A 26,382-nucleotide genomic window follows, 5' to 3' on the forward strand; every position below is an offset into this window, starting at 1 on the left:
TAGTTCAATTGCTTGAATCACTTTTTGACGTAAATCATAACTATAGGATTTAGCCCACTAATGTAGAATCTTTTGATGTTTTAGAGTTTGAAAACTTTAGACAATTATTTGAAAAGCTTAATAATTTGCTTCAATCGGTACAAAATTCATATAAATAAAAGCTTAGTAGTATTGGTAATATTGGATTACAAATACTACTAAATAGAGGTAAAAGTTGTAAATACTTTCTTGCTTGCCTGCGTGGGATAAGTGACGCTAGTGTTAAAAGAAATCGTGCAAGGCAAAACCCTTATCCAAGAAGTCGAGTAGGAAGCTACAATGGCAATTCCAAATAAACAAGTAAAATCTAATACTGATATTTTAGATAGTAGACGCACCCAAACTCGTATCCAAGTTCGCATTCCTAAAGATTTGCGTGAGGAACCAGTCATTTCACGACTGGTTTCTCACTATGGGGTAACAGTCATTATTGCTGATGCTCAGATCAGCGCAAACGTGCCACAATATAGCTGCTTCGATCTGAAACTACGAGGAACTACTTCCCAGATTGAAAGCGCCTTAACTTACCTGGATGAACTGGATTTAGAAGTTTTGCACCAATCGGAACCTGAAGAAGATGGTTGGTAATCAATTTTCGATTTCGGATTTTGGATTTTAGATTACAATCCAAAATCCAAAATCTAAAATCTAAAATTCACTATGCCATTTGATTTTCAATCGCCCACCGCGCTAGTTCAGTGCGGTTATGGAGATTAGTTTTGCCCAACATATTGGACACATGGCTTTCAACCGTGCGCTGACTAACATTTAGTTCTTCAGCAATTTCCCGGTTAGCTAGACCCCTAGCGACAAACTGGACTACTTTCAGTTCGGTTGGGGTTAATTGCACATCGAAGGGAACCTGGATACGGGAACCGTTTTCGCCTCCTTTTGCTTGGTGTTCTTTCCAACGGATAGTTTGTTTCAGCGAGGATTCAACTTGCGCTACGAGTTCTTCTGGCTCAAAAGGCTTGACCATATAAACATCAGCACCTTTATTCAGACCTTTAACTCGGTCTGCACTTTGTCCCTTAGCTGAAAGGAAAAGAACCGGAATCCAGCTGGTGCGTTCGTTTTGCCGGACTTGTTCCACAAAAGTATATCCGTCCATTTCCGGCATCATCACGTCGCAGATGATCATGTCTGGAACATCTTGCTCTAAAATTTCCAGAGCTTCACGTCCATTTTCGGCGGTGATGACTTCATATCCCCGGAATTCTAAGTAATCCTTCACCAGCAAGATGAGGTTAGGGTCATCATCAATCAATAGAAGTCGTTTGTGATCTTTCATGCTGGGCTCTTTCATAGCAGTGGCACTTGTCGCGCTTCGGTCCATCAAAGTCTTGAATATTTATCCTCTATGGTGGGTTATTTCGAGATGTTGTCCTTTTTCCTACTTAACTTGCCTTTGCTGTCTCGAAGCCTCAAAAATGCCGAGCATTTTCAAGAGACTAGTAGCTCGTTAGCTAAAGTCCAGCAAGGATACGTATAGCAGTAGTATCTATAATGCGCTATTATATATCGCATTGAAAGGGGTGGGCGAAAAAACACTGATTAAATAATAATCTTTCTGACTCACAAGTAAGTATTGGCTTAAAGATGACCCTAGCTCAAAACCAACCCACACTTTCTTTAAGCTTACTGCTATACCATATCCTTCGATTGTTAAGCCTCTATGAGGTGTTCACAAGCAACTAGGGAAGTTTCTGGCAAAGGAGGGGTTAAAAATGCCTATTCTTCAACCGCCATTATGCCTATTAAGTGTTCTTGGATGATCCGCTTAATAACTCCCAGGTTTGCTTGGACATATCAGACCCCATCAGTGTAAACCACCATTATGGGTCTAGAACAACAAACGCGCAAGCAAGTTGGCTTTATTTCTATAGACGCAAATGGGATGACTCTATGGCGGCTCATCAAGTTTTAACTCTTTAAGTCGCTTTTTAAGTACTCCCAGGATTCCAGACTAGCTCCTTTTGAGCCGCAGTTAGCAATTGTCTGGTCAGCACCAATAAAAATGTGTCGCTGAATTTTTGCAAGTCCGAAAGTTTCTACACAATAACTCAGGGCTTTATGTTCTGGAGACTTAGTGGTTTTGGGGATTTGATGATTGGACTGGATCACTATATTTTACTCATCAAGCGGCTCCCTGATTACAGTTCTATAACACTTTCCAGTGAATGGGGGGTAGAGAAGAATTCTTATAACTCCTAAACTCCTAAACTCCTAACTCCTAACTCCCTACTCCCTACTCTCTTCGTAACTTACAGAACAAAACCTGAAAAGTAGAAATAATTAAGCATTTATACTTAAGTACACCGATGATCTTCTAGTTCGGGAACCCGTACTCAAGGGATTATTGCCATTGGATGCCACTTTTCGGTAGATTAGCACTCAGGGGTTGAGAGTGCTAAAACTCTGGAGAAAATAATTATGGCAGCTTTATCTTTAAGCGTTTCTACAGTTAAACCTTTGAGCGATCGCGTTTTCGTAAAAGTGAGCGCCTCAGAGGAAAAGACCGCAGGTGGTCTGTATTTGCCCGACACCGCCAAGGAAAAGCCCCAGGTAGGGGAAGTAGTCGCCCTTGGTGCTGGCAAGCGTAACGATGACGGTAGCCGTCAGGAATTGGAAATTAAGGTCGGTGATAAGGTGCTGTACTCTAAGTACGCTGGCACTGACATCAAACTCGGCACCGAAGAATATGTACTGCTTTCTGAAAAAGATATTTTAGCAGTCGTCATCTAGTGGGGAGTGGGGAATAGGGAATAGGAAATGTCAAAAACAATGCCCAATGCCCAATGCCCAATACTTCTCTACGAGAGGCTGCGCCAACGACTTCGCTCAGTACAAGTGCCCAATTCAAAAAAAATTGACTTACTCGCGGAATTTAGACACCTATGGCAAAGCGCATTATCTACAACGAAAACGCCCGTCGCGCCTTGGAACGAGGCATTGACATCCTGGCTGAGGCTGTAGCTGTTACCCTTGGCCCCAAAGGCCGTAATGTAGTCCTAGAAAAGAAATTTGGCGCACCGCAAATTGTTAATGACGGTGTAACGATCGCCAAAGAAATCGAATTAGAAGACCACATTGAAAACACTGGCGTAGCTTTGATTCGTCAAGCTGCTTCTAAGACCAACGATGCTGCGGGCGATGGCACCACAACTGCTACCGTTTTAGCTCATGCGATCGTCAAAGAAGGCTTGCGGAACGTTGCAGCTGGTGCTAATGCGATTTCGCTCAAGCGTGGTATAGACAAAGCTACTGCCTTCTTGGTAGAAAAAATCAAAGAACACGCCCGTCCAGTAGAAGACTCCAAAGCCATTGCCCAAGTTGGTGCGATCTCGGCTGGTAATGACGAAGAAGTTGGTCAGATGATTGCGCAAGCAATGGACAAGGTGGGCAAGGAAGGCGTAATTTCCCTAGAAGAAGGGAAATCTATGTTCACTGAGTTGGAAATTACTGAAGGGATGCGCTTTGACAAAGGCTACATCTCTCCCTATTTCGCCACCGACGCTGAACGGATGGAAGCGGTTTTTGATGAGCCTTTCCTACTGCTTACCGATAAAAAAATTGCTTTGGTACAAGACCTTGTACCAGTGTTGGAGCAAGTAGCTCGTGCTGGTCGTCCTTTGGTGATTATCGCTGAAGATATTGAAAAAGAAGCTTTAGCAACCTTAGTAGTAAACCGTTTACGCGGTGTACTCAACGTGGCTGCTGTTAAGGCTCCTGGCTTTGGCGATCGCCGCAAAGCACTACTAGAAGACATCGCTGTTTTAACTGGTGGTCAACTAATCACCGAAGATGCTGGTCTGAAGCTAGATAACACCAAGCTGGATAGCCTGGGTAAAGCTCGCCGCGTCACCATTACCAAGGACAGCACTACAATTGTTGCCGAAGGCAACGAAGCTGCTGTTAAGGCTCGTGTCGAACAGATTCGTCGTCAAATCGATGAAACCGAATCTTCATACGACAAAGAGAAACTGCAAGAGCGTCTTGCGAAACTCTCTGGTGGTGTCGCTGTGGTGAAAGTTGGTGCAGCGACCGAAACCGAAATGAAAGACAAGAAGTTGCGCCTAGAAGACGCTATCAACGCCACCAAAGCTGCTGTGGAAGAAGGTATCGTTCCTGGCGGTGGTACAACTCTGGCTCACCTTGCTCCTGAATTGGAAGTTTGGGCGAAGAGCAATCTTAAAGATGAAGAGTTGATTGGTGCTTTGATTGTCGTTCGCGCCTTACCTGCACCTCTGAAGCGGATTGCTGAAAACGCCGGTCAGAATGGTGCTGTGATCGCTGAACGTGTGAAAGAGAAAGAATTCAATGTTGGCTACAACGCTGCGACAAACGAATTCGTCGATTTGTTAGCTGCTGGTATTGTTGACCCTGCGAAAGTGACTCGTTCTGCTTTGCAAAACGCTGCTTCCATCGCTGGTATGGTGTTGACAACCGAATGTATTATAGTTGACAAGCCTGAGCCTAAGGATGGCGCTCCTGCTGGCGCTGGTGCTGGTGGCGGCGACTTCGATTACTAATACTTTGTAGTTAGATAATTTATGAAAACGGCTGCTTCCTTTATGGAGGCGGCTGTTTTTTTGTGTCAAGAGAAGAGGAAGACGGTGAGTTACGACAACGCTTGTAAATATTTAGCTGAACAGTACCCTGCTGATTTTGTGCGTTGGTTGCTTGGGGTAGAGGTGCAACAAATTGAAGTATTAAAAACGGAACTCACGCTTGAACCAATTCGTGCGGATTCTGTGACATTTTTGCAAGCAGCTAACCAAATTTTGCACATTGAATTTCAAACTTTGGCGAAATCTAATCCAGCGCTTAATTTCCAAATGTTGGATTATTCGGTGAGGTTGAAGCGTCAATACCGTTGTCCTGTAGTGCAAGTGCTAATTTTTTTGCAGGAAACTACTAACGAAATGGCTTTTACTGAAGAATATCGGGACAACACGACGATTCACCAATATCAGGTTGTTCGTCTTTGGGAGCAAGATTCAACACTATTTTTAGTTAATCCGGCGCTGTTACCTTTAGCAAGTTTGACGCGAACTGACTCGCCGCAAACTTTACTGGCACAAGTGGCTGAACAAGTCGCTACAATTCCAGATAGGGAGGAGCGACAAAATATCGCGGGTTGTGTAGAAATTCTGGCGGGTTTACGGTTTGACAAGGATTTAGTTCGTCAATTTTTGCGGGAGGATATTATGAAAGAGTCTGTAATTTATCAAGATATCGTTCAAAAGGAAGCGTTTAAATTGATAAGTCGTCAGCTTAAACGACGTTTTGGTGATATTGATGCATCATTAGTTGAGCAGGTTCGGAATTTATCTGCTGAACAGTTAGAAAATTTGGCAGAGGAACTGCTTGATTTTTCCGAAGTTGCTGATTTAGTAGCTTGGTTAGAGTAGCAGGAGAGGGACTAAAATTTTTGTTGGAGGATATTCTAAAAAAGTCTGTAATTTAACAAGATATTTTGCAGCAGATAACGCAATGGGACTACAGATTATACAGAAGATCAAAGAACTTGTAGAAACACTAGAAAATAAAATAAAGGAACATCCTTCTGTTTTGAAAAATACCTCCTTTAAATATTTCCAGTTAGGTGGAATAGAAGATATGAACATTCTTGTACAAAATAGTATGTGGCTAAACTGCCCTATCGCAATACTAGATCGAATTGAAGCAGTAAGAAATCTTCAAGATCGAGTGCAATGGTCGCCAAACCAATTAGAGCAAATCCAGGCATTAAAGAATAGCTTTCTAACAATAGCTGATAGAGTAATTAAGCACTGTATTTAAAAAAAAATTACATCTATATTTATTTGCAGGCTTTGTATCAGCGTTTTCATAAGAACTATGATTTGGTCTACATGGTTTATCGATTTGGCATAGACCTTGAGAGGCGATCGCGTTTTAACCACTTTAATTCTTATCGTATCGCTTTTCTAAACTAGAGCGATCGCACTTTTATTGTTACATAAAAACCTATGAGCCAAATTAATCCTGAAACAACTGCCTTACATACCTTAAACCCACTCAACCGATTTTCTGAAAGAGCAGAGGATTATGTAAAATATCGACCAAGCTACCCCGCAGATGCAATTGATATTATCTTGGAAGGATTAGGTGAAAATTCACAACTCGTAGCAACAGATATTGGTGCAGGTACAGGAATTGATTCAAGACTGTTAGCTGAACGGGGGGTTAATGTGATAGCCATAGAACCAAATGCGGCAATGCGAGAAGCTGCTAAACCACATCCTTTGATAGAGTTTCGTGGACTTCAGTTTTGGCGACGATATATAGAGTCGCGCCTAACCACAGTGAATGCTTACTTCCGCTTTGTTACTACTGATCTTTTTACTTGGAAAAGTGAATCGAATAATCTACCCAAAGACTTTTTCGACTTTATCGTAATTTCCCACTGCTTCTTTGCAGATCCAGCTAAAAGGGTTGAAGCTAATAATACTTACAAGCAAATATTTGCCATTAGCTTAAAGAATTCAGGTTATGTTTTGCTAATTGTACAAGATAAAAAATTATTCAAAGTTTACGATGTTCATCAAGTTGAAAACCAAGAGCAGGAAAAAAATGTAGTGCATAAATTCCTGGCAGAACTGGAATTAGAGTTAGTCTGGTATAAATATCTAACTTCAACAGGTTCAAGAACAGCTTTGTCCGGTGCTAAATTTGCTAAGTTTGCTCAAGATAATTTACCTAAAAAACTGTATATGACTCCAATGCTCCAACAGTATTTTGGTCAGAAGCATCAGTCCAACTATACATTAGATGATTATGTAATATTGGCGAAAAAATAATGATAATTTGCAGGTAAAGTAGCAGAGAATGTATTAAATAAATATATGGTATCTGAACTTTAATCTTGAATTTATAAATGACCTGCAACTCAGAAACAGCAGAAGGTTGGCATGGCAAACTTAATTTAGTCTATGCCGATCGCCAGGATAAAACCCAATTAATTTACAATCACCAACAAGCACCCCTGAAGGTACAACGCCCATTTTATCCAGAAGGGGAAAAAGTTTGTCATAGCGTCATTTTACACACAGCCGGGGGAATTGTGGGAGGCGATCGCTTATCCTCTAATATCCACCTCCAACCCCAAGCCCAAGCCTTAATCACTACAGCTGCTGCAAGCAAGATATACCGCAGCAATGGCTTACAAGCTAGACAAACTATCGAAATGCAAGTTGACGCTGGTGCTTGTTTAGAATGGCTACCGCAAGAGACAATTTTATTTAACGGCGCGATTTATCGGCAAGATTTACGGGTAGAATTAGCAATCGGGGGCAGTTGGTTAGGCTGGGAAATTACCCGATTTGGTCGCAGTGCTAGAGGAGAAAAATTTTACCTTGGAGAATGGCGATCGCACACTGAAATTTGGCAAAAAGATGTTCCCTTATGGATTGATCGGCAATACTTACCCGGTAGCGAAGACATTTTCCACAGTCCTCACGGCTTGGCTGGAAAACCAATAGTGGGTAGTCTAGTTTGGGTTGGTGGTGCAGTTTCAGCAGAAGTTGTCGAAAAAACCCGAAATTTATGGAATGGGGAAGGAGAAGCGGGTGTTAGCCGATTACAACATGGATTATTGTGTCGATATCGCGGTGCTTCTACATCTGAGGTGAGAAACTGGTTTATTGATGTTTGGCAATTGCTGCGAGTTTCTTTTTTGAATCGTGGTAATTGTATACCAAGAGTATGGCAGGTTTGAACGTAGACGCGTAGTGGTGAGGGGGTCGCAGTCTTGGCGGTTCCCGTCGATTGCGAACCCCCGAACCCGTTGGCGCAGCCTCTCGTAGAGAAGGGCTTGCCGCAGGCTACCGCAGAGGCGCGGAGAACTCAGAGGAGGAAGTACGAATGCAACTTACGCCGCAGGAAAAAGATAAGCTATTAATTTTTACTGCTGCTTTATTAGCAGAAAGACGTAAACAAAGGGGTTTGAAACTGAATTATCCCGAAGCGCTCGCTTATATTTCTGCTGCCATTTTAGAAGGGGCAAGAGATGGGCAAACTGTAGCTGAATTGATGAGTTATGGTACAACTCTATTAACGCGGAATGATGTGATGGAAGGGATATCAGAAATGGTGCATGAAGTGCAGGTAGAAGCAACTTTTCCTGATGGCACAAAGTTAGTGACAGTACATAATCCGATTCGTTAATGAAAAAGAACTTAATATCAGTAAATCGCAAAGTTTTTCAAAGGCGATCGCTAGCCTCAATCTAAGTACCCTTAAGTAACTTTGAAAGTATTTACATTCCATCGGATTAGGATAAAAAAACACTTAACTATCCGAAATTTCTGTATTCTCTCGTTTTTTATGAGTGGTGGTAATCGTACAGCCAGCAAATAAGTCTATAGTGGTTTTGGACGTGGGGAAGCAGGAAAAGGTTTAAAGATATTTTGTCTAGGTAAGGGAGCAGGTGTAACTAAGCTAGGTGCCGGAGTGGATTTCGATTTAACAGTGATAAAAAATGCTCTTTCTTCTTGTTTACCAGATGCATCAGTTACTTGAAGCGCGACTTTTTGTGGAAAGTTAGTGATATTAAGAAATGACTTTGTGTCAATAGGTTTCACATTTCCATAGGGGTCGAGTTTAACTTGAATATTTTCTCCCTCTACGTTCCAGCTTAAAGCAACGTTCTCCCCTTCATTCAAAACTATATTTGCCTGATCTGTGCTATCTTTACCATTTATTTTGAAAAAGGCAATCTTGAAAGGTTTTGCTACTATTTCAATTTTACTGTCAGCTTGTTTAGTACTATTTCTATCGAATACCTTAAAAGTCTTAACTATTATTTCGGGACTAAAAACTCCAATTTTATTGACTAAAATATCAATACTACATTTAAAAAATTGTGTGTCTGGAGGATTTTTGTGACAAATATTCTTGGTTTTCTGGTCGTTAATTTCATTACCTTCTTTATCTTGAAATTGTATGTTTACAGGTGGAATTGCTTCTAAACTATCAGCACTTTTGAGGTTAATTGTAACTTTAAAAACTAACTCTGGATGTGTAATTTTCCACCTAAAATTTACTTTCTCCCCTTTTTGATATTGTCGTTTATTTGCTTTTAATTCTACTACTTCTGCTATTTGCTTTTTTGTAACTTCCACTTCAGCAGTTTTGGGATCGGTTTCAATTATACTATTAAAAAAAGGTGGATTTTCTAGATAAGAAGCTTTGAGTTCAAAAACGTATTGGCCTGCTTTGTTAATTCCAGTGGAAACGCGATTACATATTAATTCTTCTTGGGTTACGTTGCAGGGAGGGTTAGGATTATTTTGATTTTTATTAATTAACTGATCAATACTATTTTTATCATAATTCAATACAGGCTCATTACTTGGTGGCTTCTTAGTTATCACTACTAAATTTTTCAGTCTCTTATAATTATCGATTTTCCAGTTTAAGTTAACTTGATTACCTTCAGTTATTGTTAGGTTATCAGTACTAAAACTTTCAATTGTTAACGGATCGGGGTGTAAAAGTTTCCAAACCATATATGCGATGCCTGCAAATAACCCCAACCTCAATAAAATTAACAGTAAAAATTGCCACCAAGGACGCGGTTTCCATGATAAAGTGGATTGAGGAGATGCGTTAGCTAAAGGATAGCTTTGCTTATCTGTAATATTAACTTCAAAATTTATCGGTAAAGGTTGACCGAAAAATGGTCGGCGCCACCAAGGCCCTGGTTTAACTAGAAGAATTGCTTTTTGGGTTATATTGGGTAATAATTTTAATTCAGTAGGGTTAAATTGGTAGGTGCAAATTTCTTCCTCATCCCTTGTTTTCGCATGAAAAGATAGTTCCCGTATTAAGTTACCTTGATTATTAACTACTAATTCATAGATGCCATTTTTATGGCTAACTTTTCCTAAAATAGTATGAAGTTCTATACCTAACTGATAGTTTGCCGGTAAATTAATGTATATCAAATCTAGCAATGTTAAGTCGGGATTATTTTCTGAAAGCAAGCGAATCGTTGGAGAATAGCTACCAGCGATAGTATCAATAGGAGGACGAAATTCTAAATATATTTCACCTTCAGAATTAGGGTTGAGTTCCAGTGCGCTAACATCAAATAAGCCTACTCCCTCGAACCCACTAGCAGGGTAAGATATTTTATACCAATTTTCATCTAAATCTGGACAGGTCAAGCGAAATCTGTCTACACGGTTCGAGCGATTTTCGACTTTTATCACCACTGGTAAAGGTTGGTCGAGTCTATAAGTTATAAGTTTATTTGGATTTGTAGCAGGTATAATCGAAAAAGTTGGATCAAAAGCACGGATAATAGTTTGTTCTTTGAGCAAAACTTTGAGTTGCCCAGGAAAGTTTATTGGAGTATCTTCAGGATAATGTTCTGGAGAATCTACTACAAAAGTATAATCATAAGTTCCCGCTAAAGCATCAACTGGGATTTCAAAATCAAATGTAACTTCGCTACTGCTTTCTTTCGGTGCCACCGCTAAACTAGCTTTTGGAGAAGCAGACCAACCACTGATTTTTTGAAATGTCTCATCAAAAGTAAAAAATAAGTTAATAACAGCGCTTTGGTCACCCTCATTTATCACGACAACATAAAGTGATACAATATCTCCTGGCATCCCATATTGAATTACAGGCGGATTAATAATAACGGATAGTGGATTAGACATATTATTAAAGTACTTGCCATAAAGTGCTAATTTGCCACCTAAAACTTTTCTAGAAACGCGATATATTGCGTGTTTTTTGGAGATATCTATTTAATCTGATGTAGTCTGACTTGGAAATCTTCACTGCCACTAATCACAATTCCTTGACTGCTTTTGACGTCAATGCTTCTAATTTTTTTAGAACCTCGGAAAATAGTTATGCCTTTTGGTGATTTTGTTTTGTCGAGTTGATGACTGGAAGTTAAATACCATACAACTACTCGTCCGTCATCTCCGCCACTAACTAGAAATTTACCATCTTCACTAAATGCTAAAGTTCGTATAGGCTTTTTTGACTCATCTTGCCAATGGTCTAAGAGTTTACAATTAGAGTCATTGATTTGCTGTTGATTATTGTTGCTTGTAGGTTTGCATTGTGCTAAATCCCAAATTGCAATTAATCCAGCCGAGTCAGATGTTGCCAGAATTTTTTCTGGTGAGTCAGGAATAAAAGCTAAAGAGAGAACAGAGTCATCTTGTCCACCTCTTCCGTTTCCATCTATTTTTTCGAGTCTTTCGACTGATATGTTTTTAAATGGGCTGTTAGGTTGATTTTGATTTCGAGATAAGATTAAAAAACGGTTAAATTCGCCCGAAACAATAAGCATTTTATCGTCGGGACTCAAAGCTAATGCCCAAATTGGAAAACGTGTTAGTTTTTGCTGTTCTTCTAGGTCGATGACTACCGGTTTTTCCGGAAATTTTTTAGTAATCAATCCTCTAGACCATACTCTTACTTTGCCTTTGCCCGAACCACTGAATAAATTAAGCGAGTCTTTGCTAAATCCCAAATCAAATACTTTATCACCTTGTTCTTGAGAGTCTTCGAGTGTACTAACTATTTCACCAGTGGATATTTGTCTTAACTCAATTTTTCCATTTTCTAGACCAATTGCAACACTGTTATTTTCCACTGGTACGAACCTTACAGCTAGAATTGGATTGTTAGCAAATGCTAATACTCCTTTAGGTTGTCGAGGTTGAACACATTTGGATTTTTGCTCATTGGGTTTTGATTTTAGTGTTACATTTTCATCTGCTTCTAAAGAATCTGTTCTGATTCTCCAAAACCTCAATGTACAATCATTAGAAGCACTAACAACAGATGAGCCAGTACCGCTACCGATAATGCGAACTGAATTGACAGAAGCTGTATGTGCAATTGCTTCTTGTCTAAATAGTAAAGCTAGTAATGCTGCTAGTAATGCCAGAATAGCTAACTGCAACCACAGAGGTATAATTGGTAAAACTTCTAATTCTAAACTTTGAGTGGCAGGCTCTGTACTGCCTAACCTTTGGTCAGATAGTTCTGGTTTTGCTTCTAGAAAGATAGTTTTTCCGATTCCAACCCAATGGCGTTTTGTTTTAACATCTAAAATAACTTTTGCCGTCTCTCCTAAATTCACATTTGCGATTTCAGGAAACTTCTTAAATGTACATTTTCGCCAATCTCTCCCCTGAATTTGCAAATTAATTTCTTGACGTAAATTGCTGACATTTTTAAATAGCAATTCATACGAAGCACTATTCGACTTCCAGTCCGGCAACCACGGGCGCCGAGAAGGAGTTTTTTGGTTGTTTTGTGGCGTGCTAAAATTAATATAACCAATAGGCAATACTTCCAAGTTCCCTTCTGCATTAACTGGGTAACTATTATTGCTCGTAGCTTCAACAGTAAAAAGATAATTTAAACTAGGTGCTTGAACTACAGAAGGTAGTTCACATCTAAAACTCACTTCCGTTTGACTACCAGTATTTAAGGTGAACCGACGTTCAACACTGTTAGTCACCCAAGAAGCATCGATACCTATAAAACGCAACAAGACATTACTCGCTACTTGTCCCTGAGTTCTAACTCGTACAGGTATATCTATAGCGTTGCCAGGATATACTTGAAACATGCGTATTGGTAATTCGACGCTAATCAGGTTTGGTTTATTGTCTCCCTCAATTTCCAAACGGAGTAAGACTCTACGCTCTCGTGCTAGCTGAGGAGAAAATATTTTTACAGACAGGTTAACTGTACCAACAAATCCGGGAATTGGTGTATTAAAAATAAATACTTGGAATTTAGTGCTGCTACCATGAGGTTGAGCCGCAGAAACTTCTGGTTCGAGACGATACCAGCTATAATTAGGATTGCTGATTTCTCCGGCAGCAATAATTTCTAATTGAAAATTGGCAAAGCGATCGCTATCATTATTAACAGTGACTTCAAAAGAAATCTCCGGTTTATCTGGTCGATAAGTTAAGCTTTGCGTTGAAAGACTAGCACTTATAAGATTGTCACTATTATTATTCATTTTTATTACAATTTTATAAATGTTCGATATTTAGATTCCCGACTTATTAAAAGTTGCCGGGAATCTTTGCTACACTAATCTTTCAAATTTTTAAGATAATAAAGAATCGCTTTTGCAGTTGGTAAATTCGTTGCAAGTAAAACATTGTTGATATTACATATCCTCAATAGTGCTTCTTCACTTGCTTGACCAGGTTGAGGTGCCATCATTAAGTCTCTGAGAAAAATCACTGCTATAATTTCTCCAGAGTTAACTAATGAGTTAATTGCTTGATACCCTCCCGAATTGGCTGGAGGAATTTCTTGGGTAACGCTTAAACCTGTTTGTTTGTACAAATCATCGCTGAAAGTTTGCCATGTTCTCGTTAGGCAGTACGATAAAAATTCTTCGTATTCAGAGACTAATTCTATAAGTTCCCATTTTTTGCTATCGTGACCGACAATCACTATCTGCTTTTCTTCTAGAATTTTAGCAACCTGTATTGATGGTTGTTCTAATTCTTCTAGTTCTACGTCGATTTCGGGACTTGTAGCTATTAGCTCTTCGCTGTGTAGTTCAGGGACTAAAATAGAAGCTTCAGACAATAATTCTTCGTTTACTTGTTGAGATGGTGTATCTAAATCCCCATTTTCACTGTCGCTGTTTATTGCTTCTATAATTTCGCTTTCTTCCTGATGTTCTGCACTATCTGTAATGTCATGATCTTCGCTGATATCGCTGACTTGAACTACAGTAGAATCGGCATTATCAGCTACCTGATTATCTTCTACCGCAGCAACATTCTCGGTTTCATGAAGAACATTACTTGTAATATCATCGTCAACATCGCTGACTTGAACTACAGTAGGTTCGGCATTATCAGGTGCTTGATTATCTTCTGCGTCAGCAACATTCTCAGTTTCATGAAGAACATTACTTACAATATCATCGTCAACATCGCTGACTTGAACTACAGTATATTCGGCATTATCAGTTACCTGATTATCTTCTGATTCAGCAACATTCTCGGTTTCATGAAGAATATTACTTGCAATATCATTATCATCCGCCCCATTATGTTCTGAGTCAACAACATTCTCGGTTTCATGAAGAATATTATTTGCAATATTATCGTCAACATCCCTGAGTTGAACTACAGTATATTCGGCATTATCAGATGGCTCATTATGTTCTGAGTCAGCAACATTTTCCGTTTCATGAAGAATATTACTTGCAATATCGTTTTCTTCTGCTTCGTTTGTTTCTGTGGTTTCAGGTGTTTCGGGTGTAGACTCGGTAGCGTAAGCAGGTGTAGCAATATCATTTGACTGAATAAGCGTTGGTTCAAAATGTTGTTCTACTTCTTCAAACCTATTGACAATCTCTTGCTTTTCTAAACTTTCCTGATGAGGACTAATTTCCTTGGCAATAGGAATAGGTTCAACTGATTCATTATTAGTAAGTTGTGCTTCCTGGGGTGTAGCACTGGCATTTGGTTGACGCCAGTTAGAAAATACCGAAGGATTAATGATTCTAACAACTGTTTCGGCTTGCTGGGAGTCGGGAATTTCATCTTCCAACATCAGCACAAAATCACCGATGCGAATAATATCGCCATCTTTGAGTATGTATGAGTGGTCTTTCTCAGCCAATTTGCCATTGACTGTTGAGCCATTCCGACTACCAATGTCGGAGAAATAATAATTTCCTCCTTGAGCAAAAAATTTACCATGCAACCTACTAACATCATTGCTATCGAGAACTAAATCAGAATCTGGGGAACGACCAATTAAACATTCGGCTCCTCGTCTAGTTGCGAGAGTTAGGTCAACTTCCTCGAATTCGCTTTGTGTTGGAGATGTGGAAACTTTTACTTTCATATTGATGTTTTAGTTAATTTTCTGGTTAATCTTATTTATTTCCATTACCCATCGCTGACGAGTAATATGTTCTAGGTTTAAAATATCATCTTGCGACCAGTGAAAATGGTAAGCAATAAAAGCTACCTCCTCATATAAAATATCAGAGGGGTAGCTCATGACTCCCCCGCTAACTCTAACCTCACGTTAAATTGTGTATCACAGTGGGGGCAATGCGCTGGGATATCTGTATTAGATTGCTGATTGATTCGATTGTAAAATTCTCTCAGGTAATAAATATCACGCAATACTAACTCTTCGAGTTGTTCGGGAGTCACAGAGTTTAAACTACCTAAGCGCGAGATAACGCGCGAAAACATAATTAAAGCGCCGTAAGCTGGATTATCCTGAACTTTACGTTCTTGCTGCACCCAAAGTTCATCTTTGGCAGTAGCTAAACGCATTACACCATGACGATGTACCCGTTTTTGAGAGTCAATTAATCCTCTAGGAAGCGTAAAATTGAATTCAGTACAAAGTTCCTTACGACGCATAAATAATAATGTAGAGACGCGATATATCACGTCTTAAATTCTTAATTTTGTGGAGTTTTTACATTCCCGACTTCTTCAAGAAATCGGGAATCTGAAACCGGGGGTTGGGAATCTAAAACTGGGGGAGTTACAGGTTCCAAGCCATTGATTTGACGGTAAAAATCTTGGAGGTAATTTAAATCCTCGCTAAAGAAGTTCTCTACGATCGCAGGAGTAACTTCAGATAAGGCACCTAAACAAGTAATTACACGCGCCAAAATAATAATCGTGGCATAAGCTGGATTAGCTTTAACACGCGGGTCACGTAAAGGAGAAATTTCGTCTATTGCTGTTGATAGGCGCATCGTACCTTTACGATGGAGGTTGCCATCGGAGTCTATGTACCCTTTTGGCAATGTAATCTCAAACTCTGTAGCAAACATAGTCTGTATTCAACCTCCAATTATTTCACCCGTTTAAATTCCTCAAAAGCGACTTCGACTTCCTCAATTTCTATTTCTGTGCTGCGGGCGTTAACATCGGCAATTTTGTAACGAGTGGGCCAAGCACCTGCTAATTCAAATCTGGCAACTTCAACACTTGCTTGATTGTAAATCGACAAAGCAACTAGTTTTCGTTGCTTTGCCCACCCACCTGTTTGCACTTTGTCAAACCAGTTCCAAAAATCTACTGAGTTGGTCATACCTCTTCGTAGAGTAATATTGCCACTCTTGACATTGCCTGGAATCTTGGTTCTGACTGCTAAACCTTTAGATTGTCCGGTTCCCCAACTTTGGGAAGTAACTTCACAAATTTCAATTACATCCTGTGTTCTTGTAAAACCTTGACAGTCTAAAAAGTAAGCATCAGAATCTTTTTGCCCGTCTAGCGCTAGCCCTAAATAGAAACGATGTGCCGTCAGAATCTCAGGATTTTGTCCACCCCCTTGTACCACTGTTTTCTCCTCTTTTCCCCTTCTTACTTAGTACGTTTAATTCCTTCGTGAACTAGTTCAATAGTTTCATTTGCCATATCGCCACCAGATGCTGTTAAGGTTGGTCCAGTGTATTTACATGGATAACAACGAAGAATTTCCCAACGTGCTTTTTCGTCACCTTTTTGGTCGTAAGCAGTTATCATACCTTCCTTACGATTTTCCTTCCATTTCCGAGGGTCTCCCATGTCTTCGTTACACTCTTGATACCACTTATATAGGTCGATATCATCAGTCGCGATAACTTTTATTGTGACGTTGGTAAACTTTACTACAGTTGGTGTTGCTTGGCGCATGATTACTCCTTTTTTGGATGAGCCATGAACATCCTGTGCAGGGGTATTTTCTATACCCAAGCCACTGATCTCTTTGATAAATTTATCTGTTATGTTGCCTGCTGAAAAGTAAAATTTACAAGCTGTAAGAAATTCTCCTGGCATGATGTTTTTAACTCCTGTTTAATTGATGAAAATGTCGGTTAGAAAACGAACGATATAACCTAGTGTTGAAACACTAGGAAAGCAAAGGAAGAGAAGAAGGATTTTGTTACCCTTCGTCGTCTTCAATTCCGTTCCACTGGCTGATACGGAGGATGACGAATTCTGCTGGTCTAACGGGACATACACCGACTTCGATATACAAACGACCTAAAATCATAGTGTCTGGTGTATTTATTTCTGCGTCGCATTTGACATAGAAAGCCTGTTCGGGTGAAGCGCCAAATAATGCTCCTTCACGCCAGATTCTTTCTAGGAAATTACTGACAGTTCGTCGCACGCGTGCCCATAAATCTTCGTCGTTTGGCTCGAATACTACCCATTGAGTACCTAGTTCTAAAGATTTCTCAATGTAGCTGATTAATCTGCGAACGCTGATATACCTCCATTCGGTTTTATCTGGTTCTACGAGAGTACGCGCGCCCCAAATCCGAATGCCTCGATTGGGAAATCTGCGGATGCAATTTATACCGATGGGGTTTAAAAGTTCTTGCTCGCGAAAATTGGTGTCGTAGTCTAAACCAATTACACCTCTAGGTACTTCGTTAGCAGGCGCCTTGTAAACTCCGCGAGTTTCATCGGTACGACCCCAAACACCCATAACATGACCACAAGGAGGAACGCTGATCGGGTTGCCGCGATCGCGTGGGTTAGCGACTTTAATCCAAGGATAATAAAGTGCGCCGAACATTGAACGGCGATTAAATCGGTTCAACCATTCTACAACCTGCTGCGGTTTGGGACAGTCAGGAGGAGAATCAAGAACTACCATGCGGTTGGGTGGGTTGGGAATATCCCCAGTGTTGGCACCTTCGCACATGCTAATCATCAATTCCATGATGCCATGAACTTGGTCTAAGTTCATCAATCCTGATTGATACGCACGCATCAAGTCAGGACAAGCAACCATTGTGATTTCATCGATTTCAAATAGTCCGCGTACCCCTGTACGGTCGTCGCGTACACCCTCGATATCGCTGGAAAAACTATCGGGCGTAGTGGCAACTATTGGTGCTGCAAGTTCGTATTGACCATTCCCAGGACGACGCGCTAAAGGTTGTCCTGTTTGAGAAATGTCTTCAATAGTTATAAACATTGAATTTCGCAATGCCGCAACCGCATAAGTTGCAAATTGAGCATTGCCTTCGCGGTTCATTGTCAAGTTGTCGTATTCTTCGAGAACTTCATCTCCTCGACGAATTTCCACCTTAAAGTATTCGCCTGTATTTGGTGGGACAGACCCTTCTGTTCCTTCTGGTAACGCACGAGGCCCACTATCGCTAACCAAGATTACAATCGTGCCTGCTGCAAGTTGTTCTGGACGCATACTAAACCGTAGCGAAGGACGATTACCTCGACCAGTAATCCGAAGTGAAGTTGGTTGCGGGTCTGGTGGTTTGGGGGCGCCGGGTAAGGAAGTACCAATACTAGTAATCCAGCAGCGACCACCACCATTCATAAAGTAGCCATAAACTGCAAAAGGCAAATAAGCATTGAAATCAGTAAAACCATCCGAATTGGGACGGGAAAAATAGTTTAAAAACTGTGTCCAGTTAGTAACAAGCATCGGCTTGAACAATTCAGCCCCACCGCGCACATCTTCGGTAAAGCCCACAAATCCGGCAATTGCCGTACTAACACCTTCGATTGGACGACTACCTCGGTCTATTTCTTCGATATAGACACCCGGAGCAAAATAATCAAGTCTTGCCATGAAAATACCTCCAATATAAAAATTTAATCAACCATTCGTAAAGACGCGATATATCGCGTCTATATGCAGAATTCCGCGTCTCTACGCGGGATCTAACGAGATTTCTTTGAAGGTACAGCTTAAACCATCTACCAATGCATTGATCTGACGAGGCAAATATCCCGGACTTTTGATTTGTAATAGGTAGTTACCATTACGAAGGTCTTCAAAGTAGAACAACCCCTCCTTATTGGTAGTAGTTGATTTTTCCGTTCCGATCACTTGAACTTTTGCTTCCTTCATCGGTAAATTAGTAACAGCATTTTTGACTATTCCTGCGACTATTACCCGCTTGGTAAAACTTTCAATACTTCCATTTGTATGAACACTTGCATTTTCAAGTTCAAGTTCAGGTTGAAAATTATTTTGCAGTGCGATCGTTCGTTGCCAAACTAAAGACACTAAAGATACTTGCGGTTCCACAGGAACTGTCACCATCAGATACAAAGCTGGACGTAAAGCGATAGTTAGCGCACTCCACAAAGACCCAGCTTCGATTTGCGGTTCTACAGCAACCGTCATATTCAAATTTCCATAACCCCGCAATTCGGGAACCAGAAACTCTTCCTTGAGGGCACGGTGGCGCAGTAGTAGACTTAAAGCTTGCGAAAGCAGATAGTGTTCACCTAAAGCCGTTCGATCCCAAGCCGTTAGTAGCATAGAAACATCAAACCAGGTCGGAGACCAATTCACAGAAGCAGGTTGCAAAGCCTGTGTCAGCTTGCGCTCAACTTGCCTTCCCGAATGTTGGATTTGCTTACTCTCACGAATATCATAAACATACAAATTGAGAATCGGCCCTCCACCTTCTTCTTTACGATTACTGGGATGACTAAACTCAATTTGCTCCGTACTAGAAAGCGATGTTCCTCCAGCGAGAATTCCTGCTAGGGTTTGAATAATAAAAATAATCATGTAAGCATGATGTCCATACTTGCTACTAACGTTTCTCAGATATATCTAGGTTATATGAATGCAAACTCTTGTAGTAATTAGACTTTTGTCGAGATTTCATCCAGACTCTAAAATCCTTACGGAATATTAAAAAATATGAAGAGATGTCAATAATACTGCTATTTGCTGCGTAACCTGACGTAATGATCTTGTAATTAAAAGTAAAGGGAAACGAATATCTAATGTAAAAGTGAGTAAAGCAATGACCGTCAGCTTCTCTCTTGAAAAAGAAAAAAGTAACTGCGATGATTCACACGCACTTGTTACAGAAACTTTTATTGCGCTACAAGCAGAACAACTTACCTTTCATTCCCCGATTTATTTTGTACGTATAGTTTACTACGATCAGTTACTAAAAAAACTTCAAGAAACAATTGGATACGCAGATGAGCAACCTCGCTTTTCTCAGCAAGAGATAGCATATTTACGGTCGGAAGCTTGGTTAACTGATTTTCCCCATGTTTGGAATGTACATGAATTTAAACTTAGCCAGTTTCCAGAATCTTTTTCTTACATCTGTCCTATCGGCTATAGAAATCAAAAGCCAGAATATCTTCAAGTAATCACTCACGCACCTCTTTCAGCAAAATCGCGGGATTATGTCAAAAATGCATCCCAAATGCTCAGTAAATATATAGATATATGCTCAGATAATTTGCAACAAAAGTCTAAGGCTGAGATATTAGAACATCTACTTCACAAAGTCGGTCATCAATTGCGGAATAATATCGCTTTAGTAAAACTTTACGCACACAATTTATTTTTGGGCTTACAAGATAATTCTTGGCAAGAGCAAGCAGCAGTCATTTGGGAGAGCGTGAATGATTTAGATACCAATCTAACCGATATAATTTCCTGTGGTCAAGAGTCAAATTTAAAAATAATTCCTCAAGACCTTAGAAGTGTAGTAGACGAAAGTATAAAATATTTTCAGCCGTTAATTGAGCAAAAACAATTAAAAGTTAGCCTTCCTGAGACATCTGCTACATTACCTTTAGATAAGTTACAGATGAAGCAAGTTTTTGATAATTTACTTAGTAATGCAATTCACTTTAGCCCGAATGGCGGCGTGATCACCTTTAGCTGGCAGGCTTTTCACCAAGAAATATTAATTAAAATTTCAGACCAAGGGCAAGGAATTTCACCCTTAGATATGCAAAAAATTTTCAATCCCTTTTATTCGCTGCGCCCTGGTGGTACAGGATTGGGTCTAACTATAGCCAAAAAAATCGTATTAGACCATTGTGGAAATCTTTGGGCAGATAATTTACCAAAAAAAGGGGCACAGTTTTGTTTGATTTTACCTACTAAAAAGAAATATTAATAGGACGGGCGCGATCGCCCATCCACAAGATCACCCACAAGATTACTGATTCTCTTAAATTCTTATGGAGTGGGCATCCTTGCCGATGCCACCACTAAATGAAAAGATTATGAACAATAAAGAAATTTCTATTTTACTTGTAGATGATGAAGAACGTTTTCGTCAAGGGTTACGAACTCTCTTGAATTTTTATAGTACTAGTGCTTCATTACCTTTAAATGTTATAGGTGAAGCAGATTGTGTTGAGCAAGTTGTGAAATTAGCGGTTCAAAAGAATCCCGATCTAATTTTGCTCGATTTGGAATTGGTTAATAGTGATGGAATGACAGCTATGAAACGTTTGAAAGATATTTCTTACTCTGGTCAGGTTTTAGTTTTGTCTGCCCACCAAGAAGATAAGTGGATTTTTGAAGCTATGCAGAAAGGCGCGGCTGGCTATGTTTTTAAAAGTCGTGTGGCAAATCAGCTTTGTGATGCAATTAATACGGTACTTAAGTCAGAGATTTATTTGCCACCAGAAGCGGCAAGTGGTTTTTTCCGATGTTTTCAAGAAAATGCTAGTTCCGTCTATAAAGCATCTTCCCAGTTACATCTAACCGAAAGAGAACAAGAAGTTTTACAATTATTGACTCAAGGTATCTCAAACGAAGAAATCGCAAAAAATTTGTATGTGACTGTTGCCACAGTCAAAGCTCATCTGACGAATATTTTCGAGAAATTGGAAGTTAGTAGTAGGACTCAGGCAATTGTCGCTGCTATCAAGTTAGGACTGGTTAAAACTTAGTATTAATTAACTGACTTTATTTATATTATGTCTTCTTCTGAATTATTTTACAAAGAGTACCCCTGTTCTTATAATGCTCCCTTGGATTGCGAGAACATAATAGAAACTTTGCAGGAAATTAAAGATGCCAAGTTTTGTTTTGAGTGTGGTTTTCCGGCCCTTTTACCAGAGGGAACTGAAATTAAAGGGTATAGAGGCAGCTATCAGATGGCAAAATTTCTCGGAGTACGAGGGTTTGGACGTTTATATTCGGGTATACAGCTAAAAGATAAACAGCCAGTAATTATTAAAGAGTATTTATTACCTAGTCGGACTTTTAACGAAAATGAGATATTTCAACGTAAAGAAACCTTTAAAGGTATAGGGGGGATAGATTTAGCAGATGGTCGAGTTCAAAACTTTCGCTTAATTCAAACCTGGGAAGCTATTAGCCCCGAAAAAGGAGAACGCTGTTATTTAATTACTAAAGATGTACAACCATCTCAAACTCTAAGACAGTACTTGAAGCAAAATGGTGCAATGACGCCGAGTCAAGTCCGTGAGTTTTTGAGTGAGGTGCTACAAACTTTAGAATTTATGCACACTCAAAAGCTGCGTTTCCCCTCGAATCATGTACAGCGAGGTTTAGAGCATGGCAATATTAATTTAGATAGCGTATTAATTAAAGTTGAAAATAAAGAAAGATTTGTAGCATATCTATGTGATGTCGCTATCTGGGAAAATCTGTTTATTCCCCCTAGCATTCCTCAACCCGTAGCTAAAACCCATATGCAAGATTTAGAATCTTTAGGGTTAGTCGCGTTTCAGTTGTGGGTTGGGCAAACGCAGCTTGACCCTAAAGACCATCAAGCATGGCCTGATAATGATAATTATTTAAAAGAGTTTCTCTATCGTCTGCTTTCTCTGAATACTCCTTACGGAAGTACAGAAATTGCGCGTCAAGAACTGCTAAGACTTCCTAAACCCGGTGAAAGCAATAATTTTCAAGCATCTTCTGACTCTCAAGAACAGAAAAAGCGCTTTCCTAAAAAATATTGGTTATGGCTGGGAGTGCTGGCTTTTCTATTGCTGGGAGGCATCATATGGTATTACTTTTGGCAGCGTTCTCAACTAGATGAAAACCAATACTTAGAATGGCGAGGACTGGTACAAAATTTCTCTAAAGTAGATAACATATCTTCAGGTAAATATATTTATACGGGAGAACAAAATGGAACCTGGAGTTATATTTTGGGACAGACGCCTGATAACACAATGAAATTAAATGAAATATTAACCAATCCAAACCCAGATGCAAAAGCAACATTTATCTATAAACCAATTCAGTCTAGCGATATAGCAAAAGTTAGTCAACCGATAAAAGAAGTGCAAGAAGTGCAAGAAGTGCAAAAAATCCCAAAAGACTTTGCAATGACGACTTTATTCGAGAACATCACAGTTGATATGAATCCAAAGCAAGTTGCTTATGATGGTTTACTAGTGTTTGTCGCATTTAGTCGCAACGGCTTTAGTCTCCATAAAGCATTGGATGGAGAAATCTCTCTTGAACAACTGCGTGACATATATACAGGCAGAATTAATGACTGGAGCCAAATTAACAAAAATGTTCAGAGCCTTAAAATTGAACCTTATGTCCCGACTGAACTAGAAGCGATACAGCAATTCAAAAAGCTAGTTCTTAAAAACAATCTACAGGATATAGCTTTATTTGAGGAAATTGCCAAAACTCGAACCCAAAACACAGGTACTACCCAAACACAGATTAGTAGTGCAAACAATAACGGGCAGACTACTGGTATTATAAGTTTTGGTATTTTTAGTAAAACTTGGAACCAGTGTTCGGCTTATCCCTTAGCAATAGTCAATAATAACCAAAAGATTCAACCACTCTTAGATCGCACTACAAAACAACCACTTGAACCTTCAGATGACTTCTGCGATAGACCAGATTTTGATATCAAAAGATTTCAGGCAAATGGAACAGCAAATTATCCTTTGGGTTATCCACTCTATGTAGTGTATCCTAAAGACAATACTCGTCAGTCAGGAGGTTCTACTTTTGCTAATATGCTAATAACCCGTCAAGGTCAGTGTTTACTTACTAAGTCAGGTCTTGTCCCTTTACAACCTGTGCCTAATGATATAAGGAATTATGCCTGCAAATCGGTGCCCTAACCCTAGCTGCGAATATTTTAATCGTGCTTTGCCAAACAATGCCAAGGTGTGTCCTTGGTGTTCGACTCCTTTAGGTAATGTAATTCCCGCTACACCAAGTAACCCAACCAACCCACAACCAGTTCAACCACAAGCAATACCAGAACAACCAAATTATCAACCTCCTTCTTACGTAAGACAAAATCAGGAGCGCGGATACTCACCTCCAACATATCCTGTCCCCTCTGTACCTCCCCCAAGATTGCCAGTTTTCAAACTTGTCCACTATACTGGCAAAGAGTTTCAGTTGCCCGGAGAAGCTGGTTCAATCGGGCGTAGAAGTCAAAGTATGCCAACTCCATCAGAAATTGACCTCACTGGCATTCCCCAAGAAGGAGTTGTTTCTCGCCGCCATGCTCGTATATTTTGGGACTGGTCACAAAATGCTTATATGATTATTGATACCAGTACAAATGGTATTTATTTAAACGGTAATCTTCTTAATCCCGGAGTATCTTACCGCATAGTCAACGGTGATTCTTTACAGCTGGGTCAAGATGGTCTAGTTACTTTTACGGTAATAGTGATGTAATTAATAGCTATAACTACGACAAATAGTGGTGCAAAATTAAATATACAATGTTCGCAGAGGAGTGAAGCATACGCCAATGGCGAGGCTCTGCGATCGCAATTATATATTTGTGCATACCTCCTACTTATAATATTTTTTGGTAGCGAATATCACTTTTAGGTGGATTGCGATCGTAAATTTTTGATTTGGTATAAGTTCGACCTTTGGCTAGTTTAGATTTTGAAGCTCTCCCTTTAGCCTAGATTTAATAGCACTTGAACTATAAATATTAGTGCTTCCATGTGAAGAGCAAAAATTATGGACTTAGAGAAAAGAGAAGTCTTTTATACACCCCTTGGAGACGTTGGTGGTACAGCGGGATATGTTGGTATTTCAGCAATATCTAATCCTAGCAGAGTATCTAGAGATGCCGAAAGGTGTCTAAAAGATTCACTATTATTAGCGACACTCACTCAGCGAGTGTACCAACTTTTACTTGAAGATATTCGTAATCAGCGAGAGAGAGTAAGTAACTACGGTCAGAGAAGGTGGTTTTGATGCCAGGTAGTAATAATAGCAACGTTACTCACGAACTAAATTATGTTACAACTAATCGGTTTTATATCGAGATCGAAAGCTCCATCGCTGCGTCTTTCACTGAATGTTCAGGGCTAGGCGCCCAAATTCAAAAAAAGGTCATCCCAGAAGGAGGTGTTAACGACCAACAAAGGGTGTATTTAGGACATGTTGAGTTTAATGACGTGACATTGAAGCGGGGTGTTACTGACCATCCAGGTTTTTGGAATTGGATAAGTGAAGTTTTTAATGAACAGGGAAAAACATCTCGACGCAATGTAAATATTTTGGTTTTTAATCAAGCTGGTGAAACGATGATGAGTTGGACACTGATTGGTGCTGTTCCTATTGGATGGAAGGCACCTGCATTGCAAGCAGACGGAAATGCAGCAGCAATTGAGGAATTAACTTTAGCTTATGAAGGTTTACAATTCGGCAAAGAAAAAGGTGGGGGTAACAAGTCAACACGGATGAAATCAGGATTCTTTGAGTCTAAGTAATACCAAAATAAAACTATATGGATATTCAACCATTGGTAAGTAAAGTTAATAGACTCGGCTTAAGTAAATCTTTATCCCAACCTAATAGATTAACTTTGAGGCAAGAATCTAATCATAATCTCAGTAATTCCACCTCTCCCATTGTTAATCACACACCGCTAACTACATCAAAATTTTTATTGCCCCGTCATCAAAACAATAAATTTTTAAACACCGATTCTTTAGCAGATTTGAATTACTCGAATGATAGTGATGGAAATATTGATTTCTTTCCCGAACTAGAAAGCTTTTATCAAAATGAGGACATCAGTGTTAATAGTACTGATCCATTGTCAGTTCCCAATCAAAGCAGTATTAATAACAATGAACTAGCAGAGACATTAAATTTAAATAATTTAGGTGATTTAGATACACCTCTGGGTAAAAAAGTAAACAATAAGCCGAAATCTCAGAGAAAAACAAAATCCAAACCAACATCAGATTCTAAACATCAACCTAAAAAAACAACCAAATCTTCCAAGGCAAATAAAAAGGGTAAACATCAAGTTGAACCATTACAGCAAGCTTCAAACCAGACAATACCAAATATCGAAACAACAACACCTGTTTCTGAGCAAATAACACCACCTCCAACTTCGGAAGTTGAACCATTACAGGAAGCTGCAAACCAGACAATACCAAATATCGAAACAACAACACCTGTTTCTGAGCAAACAGCGTTAACTCCAACTTCAGAAGTTGAACCATTACAGCAAGCTGCAAACCAGACAATACCAAATATCGAAACAACGGCAAATGTTTCTGAGCAAACAGCGTTAACTCCAACTTC

At 39.6% G+C, this 26,382-nt stretch carries 27 protein-coding genes; 15 read left to right on the forward strand and 12 right to left on the reverse strand.

What is annotated here, in order from left to right; all coding sequences use genetic code 11:
* Positions 1-318: 318 nt before the first annotated feature.
* On the forward strand, positions 319-627 hold the full coding sequence (locus tag HWQ38_RS15985; protein WP_292795096.1) for an NIL domain-containing protein: 309 nt from the start codon (positions 319-321) through the stop codon (positions 625-627).
* Between the two features lie 70 nt (positions 628-697).
* Here HWQ38_RS15985 and HWQ38_RS15990 read toward each other — a convergent pair whose 3' ends face one another.
* Both HWQ38_RS15990 and HWQ38_RS15995 read right to left on the reverse strand, forming a co-directional pair.
* Positions 698-1,375 (reverse strand): response regulator transcription factor, encoded by a 678-nt coding sequence (locus HWQ38_RS15990; RefSeq protein ID WP_012407592.1) that lies wholly within the window; start codon positions 1,373-1,375, stop codon positions 698-700.
* 587 nt (positions 1,376-1,962) lie between these two features.
* Positions 1,963-2,163, reverse strand: a complete 201-nt coding sequence (locus HWQ38_RS15995; RefSeq protein ID WP_292795098.1) for a hypothetical protein — start codon at positions 2,161-2,163, stop codon at positions 1,963-1,965.
* Positions 2,164-2,472: 309 nt separating this feature from the next.
* Between HWQ38_RS15995 and groES the strand changes: the two genes are divergently transcribed.
* The 7 genes from groES (at position 2,473) to ureA (ending at position 8,229) form a co-directional block, all read left to right on the forward strand.
* On the forward strand, positions 2,473-2,784 hold the full coding sequence (gene groES, locus HWQ38_RS16000; protein WP_292795100.1) for a co-chaperone GroES: 312 nt from the start codon (positions 2,473-2,475) through the stop codon (positions 2,782-2,784).
* 152 nt (positions 2,785-2,936) lie between these two features.
* A complete protein-coding gene (gene groL, locus HWQ38_RS16005; protein WP_292795102.1) occupies positions 2,937-4,571 on the forward strand; it encodes a chaperonin GroEL in 1,635 nt (544 codons plus the stop codon).
* 84 nt (positions 4,572-4,655) lie between these two features.
* A complete protein-coding gene (locus HWQ38_RS16010; protein WP_292795137.1) occupies positions 4,656-5,453 on the forward strand; it encodes a DUF4351 domain-containing protein in 798 nt (265 codons plus the stop codon).
* 82 nt (positions 5,454-5,535) lie between these two features.
* A complete protein-coding gene (locus HWQ38_RS16015) occupies positions 5,536-5,844 on the forward strand; it encodes a hypothetical protein (protein ID WP_292795104.1) in 309 nt (102 codons plus the stop codon).
* A gap of 188 nt (positions 5,845-6,032) precedes the next feature.
* Complete coding sequence (locus tag HWQ38_RS16020; protein ID WP_292795105.1) at positions 6,033-6,863, forward strand: methyltransferase domain-containing protein; 831 nt, start codon at positions 6,033-6,035, stop codon at positions 6,861-6,863.
* A 77-nt stretch (positions 6,864-6,940) separates the two neighbouring features.
* Positions 6,941-7,780 (forward strand): urease accessory protein UreD, encoded by an 840-nt coding sequence (locus HWQ38_RS16025; RefSeq protein WP_292795106.1) that lies wholly within the window; start codon positions 6,941-6,943, stop codon positions 7,778-7,780.
* Between the two features lie 146 nt (positions 7,781-7,926).
* Complete coding sequence (gene ureA / locus HWQ38_RS16030) at positions 7,927-8,229, forward strand: urease subunit gamma (RefSeq protein ID WP_292795140.1); 303 nt, start codon at positions 7,927-7,929, stop codon at positions 8,227-8,229.
* A gap of 194 nt (positions 8,230-8,423) precedes the next feature.
* Here the strand turns inward: ureA and HWQ38_RS16035 are convergent, their stop codons facing one another.
* The 10 genes from HWQ38_RS16035 to HWQ38_RS16080 form a co-directional block, all read right to left on the reverse strand.
* Positions 8,424-10,733, reverse strand: a complete 2,310-nt coding sequence (locus tag HWQ38_RS16035; RefSeq protein ID WP_292795107.1) for a hypothetical protein — start codon at positions 10,731-10,733, stop codon at positions 8,424-8,426.
* Positions 10,734-10,819: 86 nt separating this feature from the next.
* Positions 10,820-13,075 carry a hypothetical protein gene (locus HWQ38_RS16040; RefSeq protein WP_292795108.1) on the reverse strand — a complete coding sequence of 752 codons (2,256 nt, stop codon included), beginning with the start codon at positions 13,073-13,075 and terminating at the stop codon, positions 10,820-10,822.
* Positions 13,076-13,149: 74 nt separating this feature from the next.
* On the reverse strand, positions 13,150-14,934 hold the full coding sequence (locus HWQ38_RS16045; RefSeq protein WP_292795109.1) for an FHA domain-containing protein: 1,785 nt from the start codon (positions 14,932-14,934) through the stop codon (positions 13,150-13,152).
* 9 nt (positions 14,935-14,943) lie between these two features.
* Positions 14,944-15,093, reverse strand: a complete 150-nt coding sequence (locus tag HWQ38_RS16050; protein WP_292795111.1) for a DUF6760 family protein — start codon at positions 15,091-15,093, stop codon at positions 14,944-14,946.
* A complete protein-coding gene (locus HWQ38_RS16055; RefSeq protein WP_292795112.1) occupies positions 15,090-15,497 on the reverse strand; it encodes a phage tail assembly protein in 408 nt (135 codons plus the stop codon). The genes HWQ38_RS16050 and HWQ38_RS16055 overlap by 4 nt, the downstream gene beginning before the upstream one ends.
* An 11-nt stretch (positions 15,498-15,508) precedes the next feature.
* Positions 15,509-15,889 carry a hypothetical protein gene (locus tag HWQ38_RS16060; RefSeq protein WP_292795114.1) on the reverse strand — a complete coding sequence of 127 codons (381 nt, stop codon included), beginning with the start codon at positions 15,887-15,889 and terminating at the stop codon, positions 15,509-15,511.
* A 20-nt stretch (positions 15,890-15,909) separates the two neighbouring features.
* Positions 15,910-16,401, reverse strand: coding sequence for a phage tail protein (locus HWQ38_RS16065; RefSeq protein WP_292795116.1), 492 nt, complete (start codon positions 16,399-16,401; stop codon positions 15,910-15,912).
* Between the two features lie 23 nt (positions 16,402-16,424).
* Complete coding sequence (locus HWQ38_RS16070; protein ID WP_292795117.1) at positions 16,425-16,880, reverse strand: phage tail protein; 456 nt, start codon at positions 16,878-16,880, stop codon at positions 16,425-16,427.
* A 106-nt stretch (positions 16,881-16,986) separates the two neighbouring features.
* Positions 16,987-18,651 (reverse strand): phage tail sheath C-terminal domain-containing protein, encoded by a 1,665-nt coding sequence (locus tag HWQ38_RS16075; RefSeq protein ID WP_292795118.1) that lies wholly within the window; start codon positions 18,649-18,651, stop codon positions 16,987-16,989.
* An 81-nt stretch (positions 18,652-18,732) separates the two neighbouring features.
* The gene (locus HWQ38_RS16080) at positions 18,733-19,605 is read right to left on the reverse strand and encodes a Pvc16 family protein (RefSeq protein ID WP_292795120.1); all 873 of its coding nucleotides are present in this window, start codon (positions 19,603-19,605) and stop codon (positions 18,733-18,735) included.
* A 241-nt stretch (positions 19,606-19,846) separates the two neighbouring features.
* Here HWQ38_RS16080 and HWQ38_RS16085 point away from each other — a divergent pair, with 241 nt between their 5' ends.
* The 7 genes from HWQ38_RS16085 to HWQ38_RS16115 form a co-directional block, all read left to right on the forward strand.
* Positions 19,847-20,968: a HAMP domain-containing sensor histidine kinase gene (locus tag HWQ38_RS16085; protein WP_292795122.1), complete on the forward strand. Its 1,122-nt coding sequence runs from the start codon at positions 19,847-19,849 to the stop codon at positions 20,966-20,968.
* A gap of 64 nt (positions 20,969-21,032) precedes the next feature.
* Positions 21,033-21,752 carry a response regulator transcription factor gene (locus tag HWQ38_RS16090; RefSeq protein ID WP_292795125.1) on the forward strand — a complete coding sequence of 240 codons (720 nt, stop codon included), beginning with the start codon at positions 21,033-21,035 and terminating at the stop codon, positions 21,750-21,752.
* A 27-nt stretch (positions 21,753-21,779) separates the two neighbouring features.
* Positions 21,780-23,927 (forward strand): substrate-binding domain-containing protein, encoded by a 2,148-nt coding sequence (locus HWQ38_RS16095; RefSeq protein ID WP_292795127.1) that lies wholly within the window; start codon positions 21,780-21,782, stop codon positions 23,925-23,927.
* Positions 23,905-24,498, forward strand: coding sequence for an FHA domain-containing protein (locus tag HWQ38_RS16100; protein ID WP_292795129.1), 594 nt, complete (start codon positions 23,905-23,907; stop codon positions 24,496-24,498). Before HWQ38_RS16095 ends, HWQ38_RS16100 begins: the two co-directional genes overlap by 23 nt.
* Positions 24,499-24,795: 297 nt before the next feature.
* Complete coding sequence (locus HWQ38_RS16105) at positions 24,796-25,035, forward strand: hypothetical protein (RefSeq protein WP_292795131.1); 240 nt, start codon at positions 24,796-24,798, stop codon at positions 25,033-25,035.
* Positions 25,035-25,553: a phage tail protein gene (locus tag HWQ38_RS16110; RefSeq protein ID WP_292795133.1), complete on the forward strand. Its 519-nt coding sequence runs from the start codon at positions 25,035-25,037 to the stop codon at positions 25,551-25,553. Before HWQ38_RS16105 ends, HWQ38_RS16110 begins: the two co-directional genes overlap by 1 nt.
* Before the next feature lie 17 nt (positions 25,554-25,570).
* The coding region (locus HWQ38_RS16115; protein WP_292795135.1) for a hypothetical protein at positions 25,571-26,382 on the forward strand (812 nt) is incomplete at its 3' end.

Origin of the sequence: Nostoc sp. NMS7 (assembly GCF_017115085.1) — a bacterium.
Taxonomy (GTDB): domain Bacteria; phylum Cyanobacteriota; class Cyanobacteriia; order Cyanobacteriales; family Nostocaceae; genus Nostoc.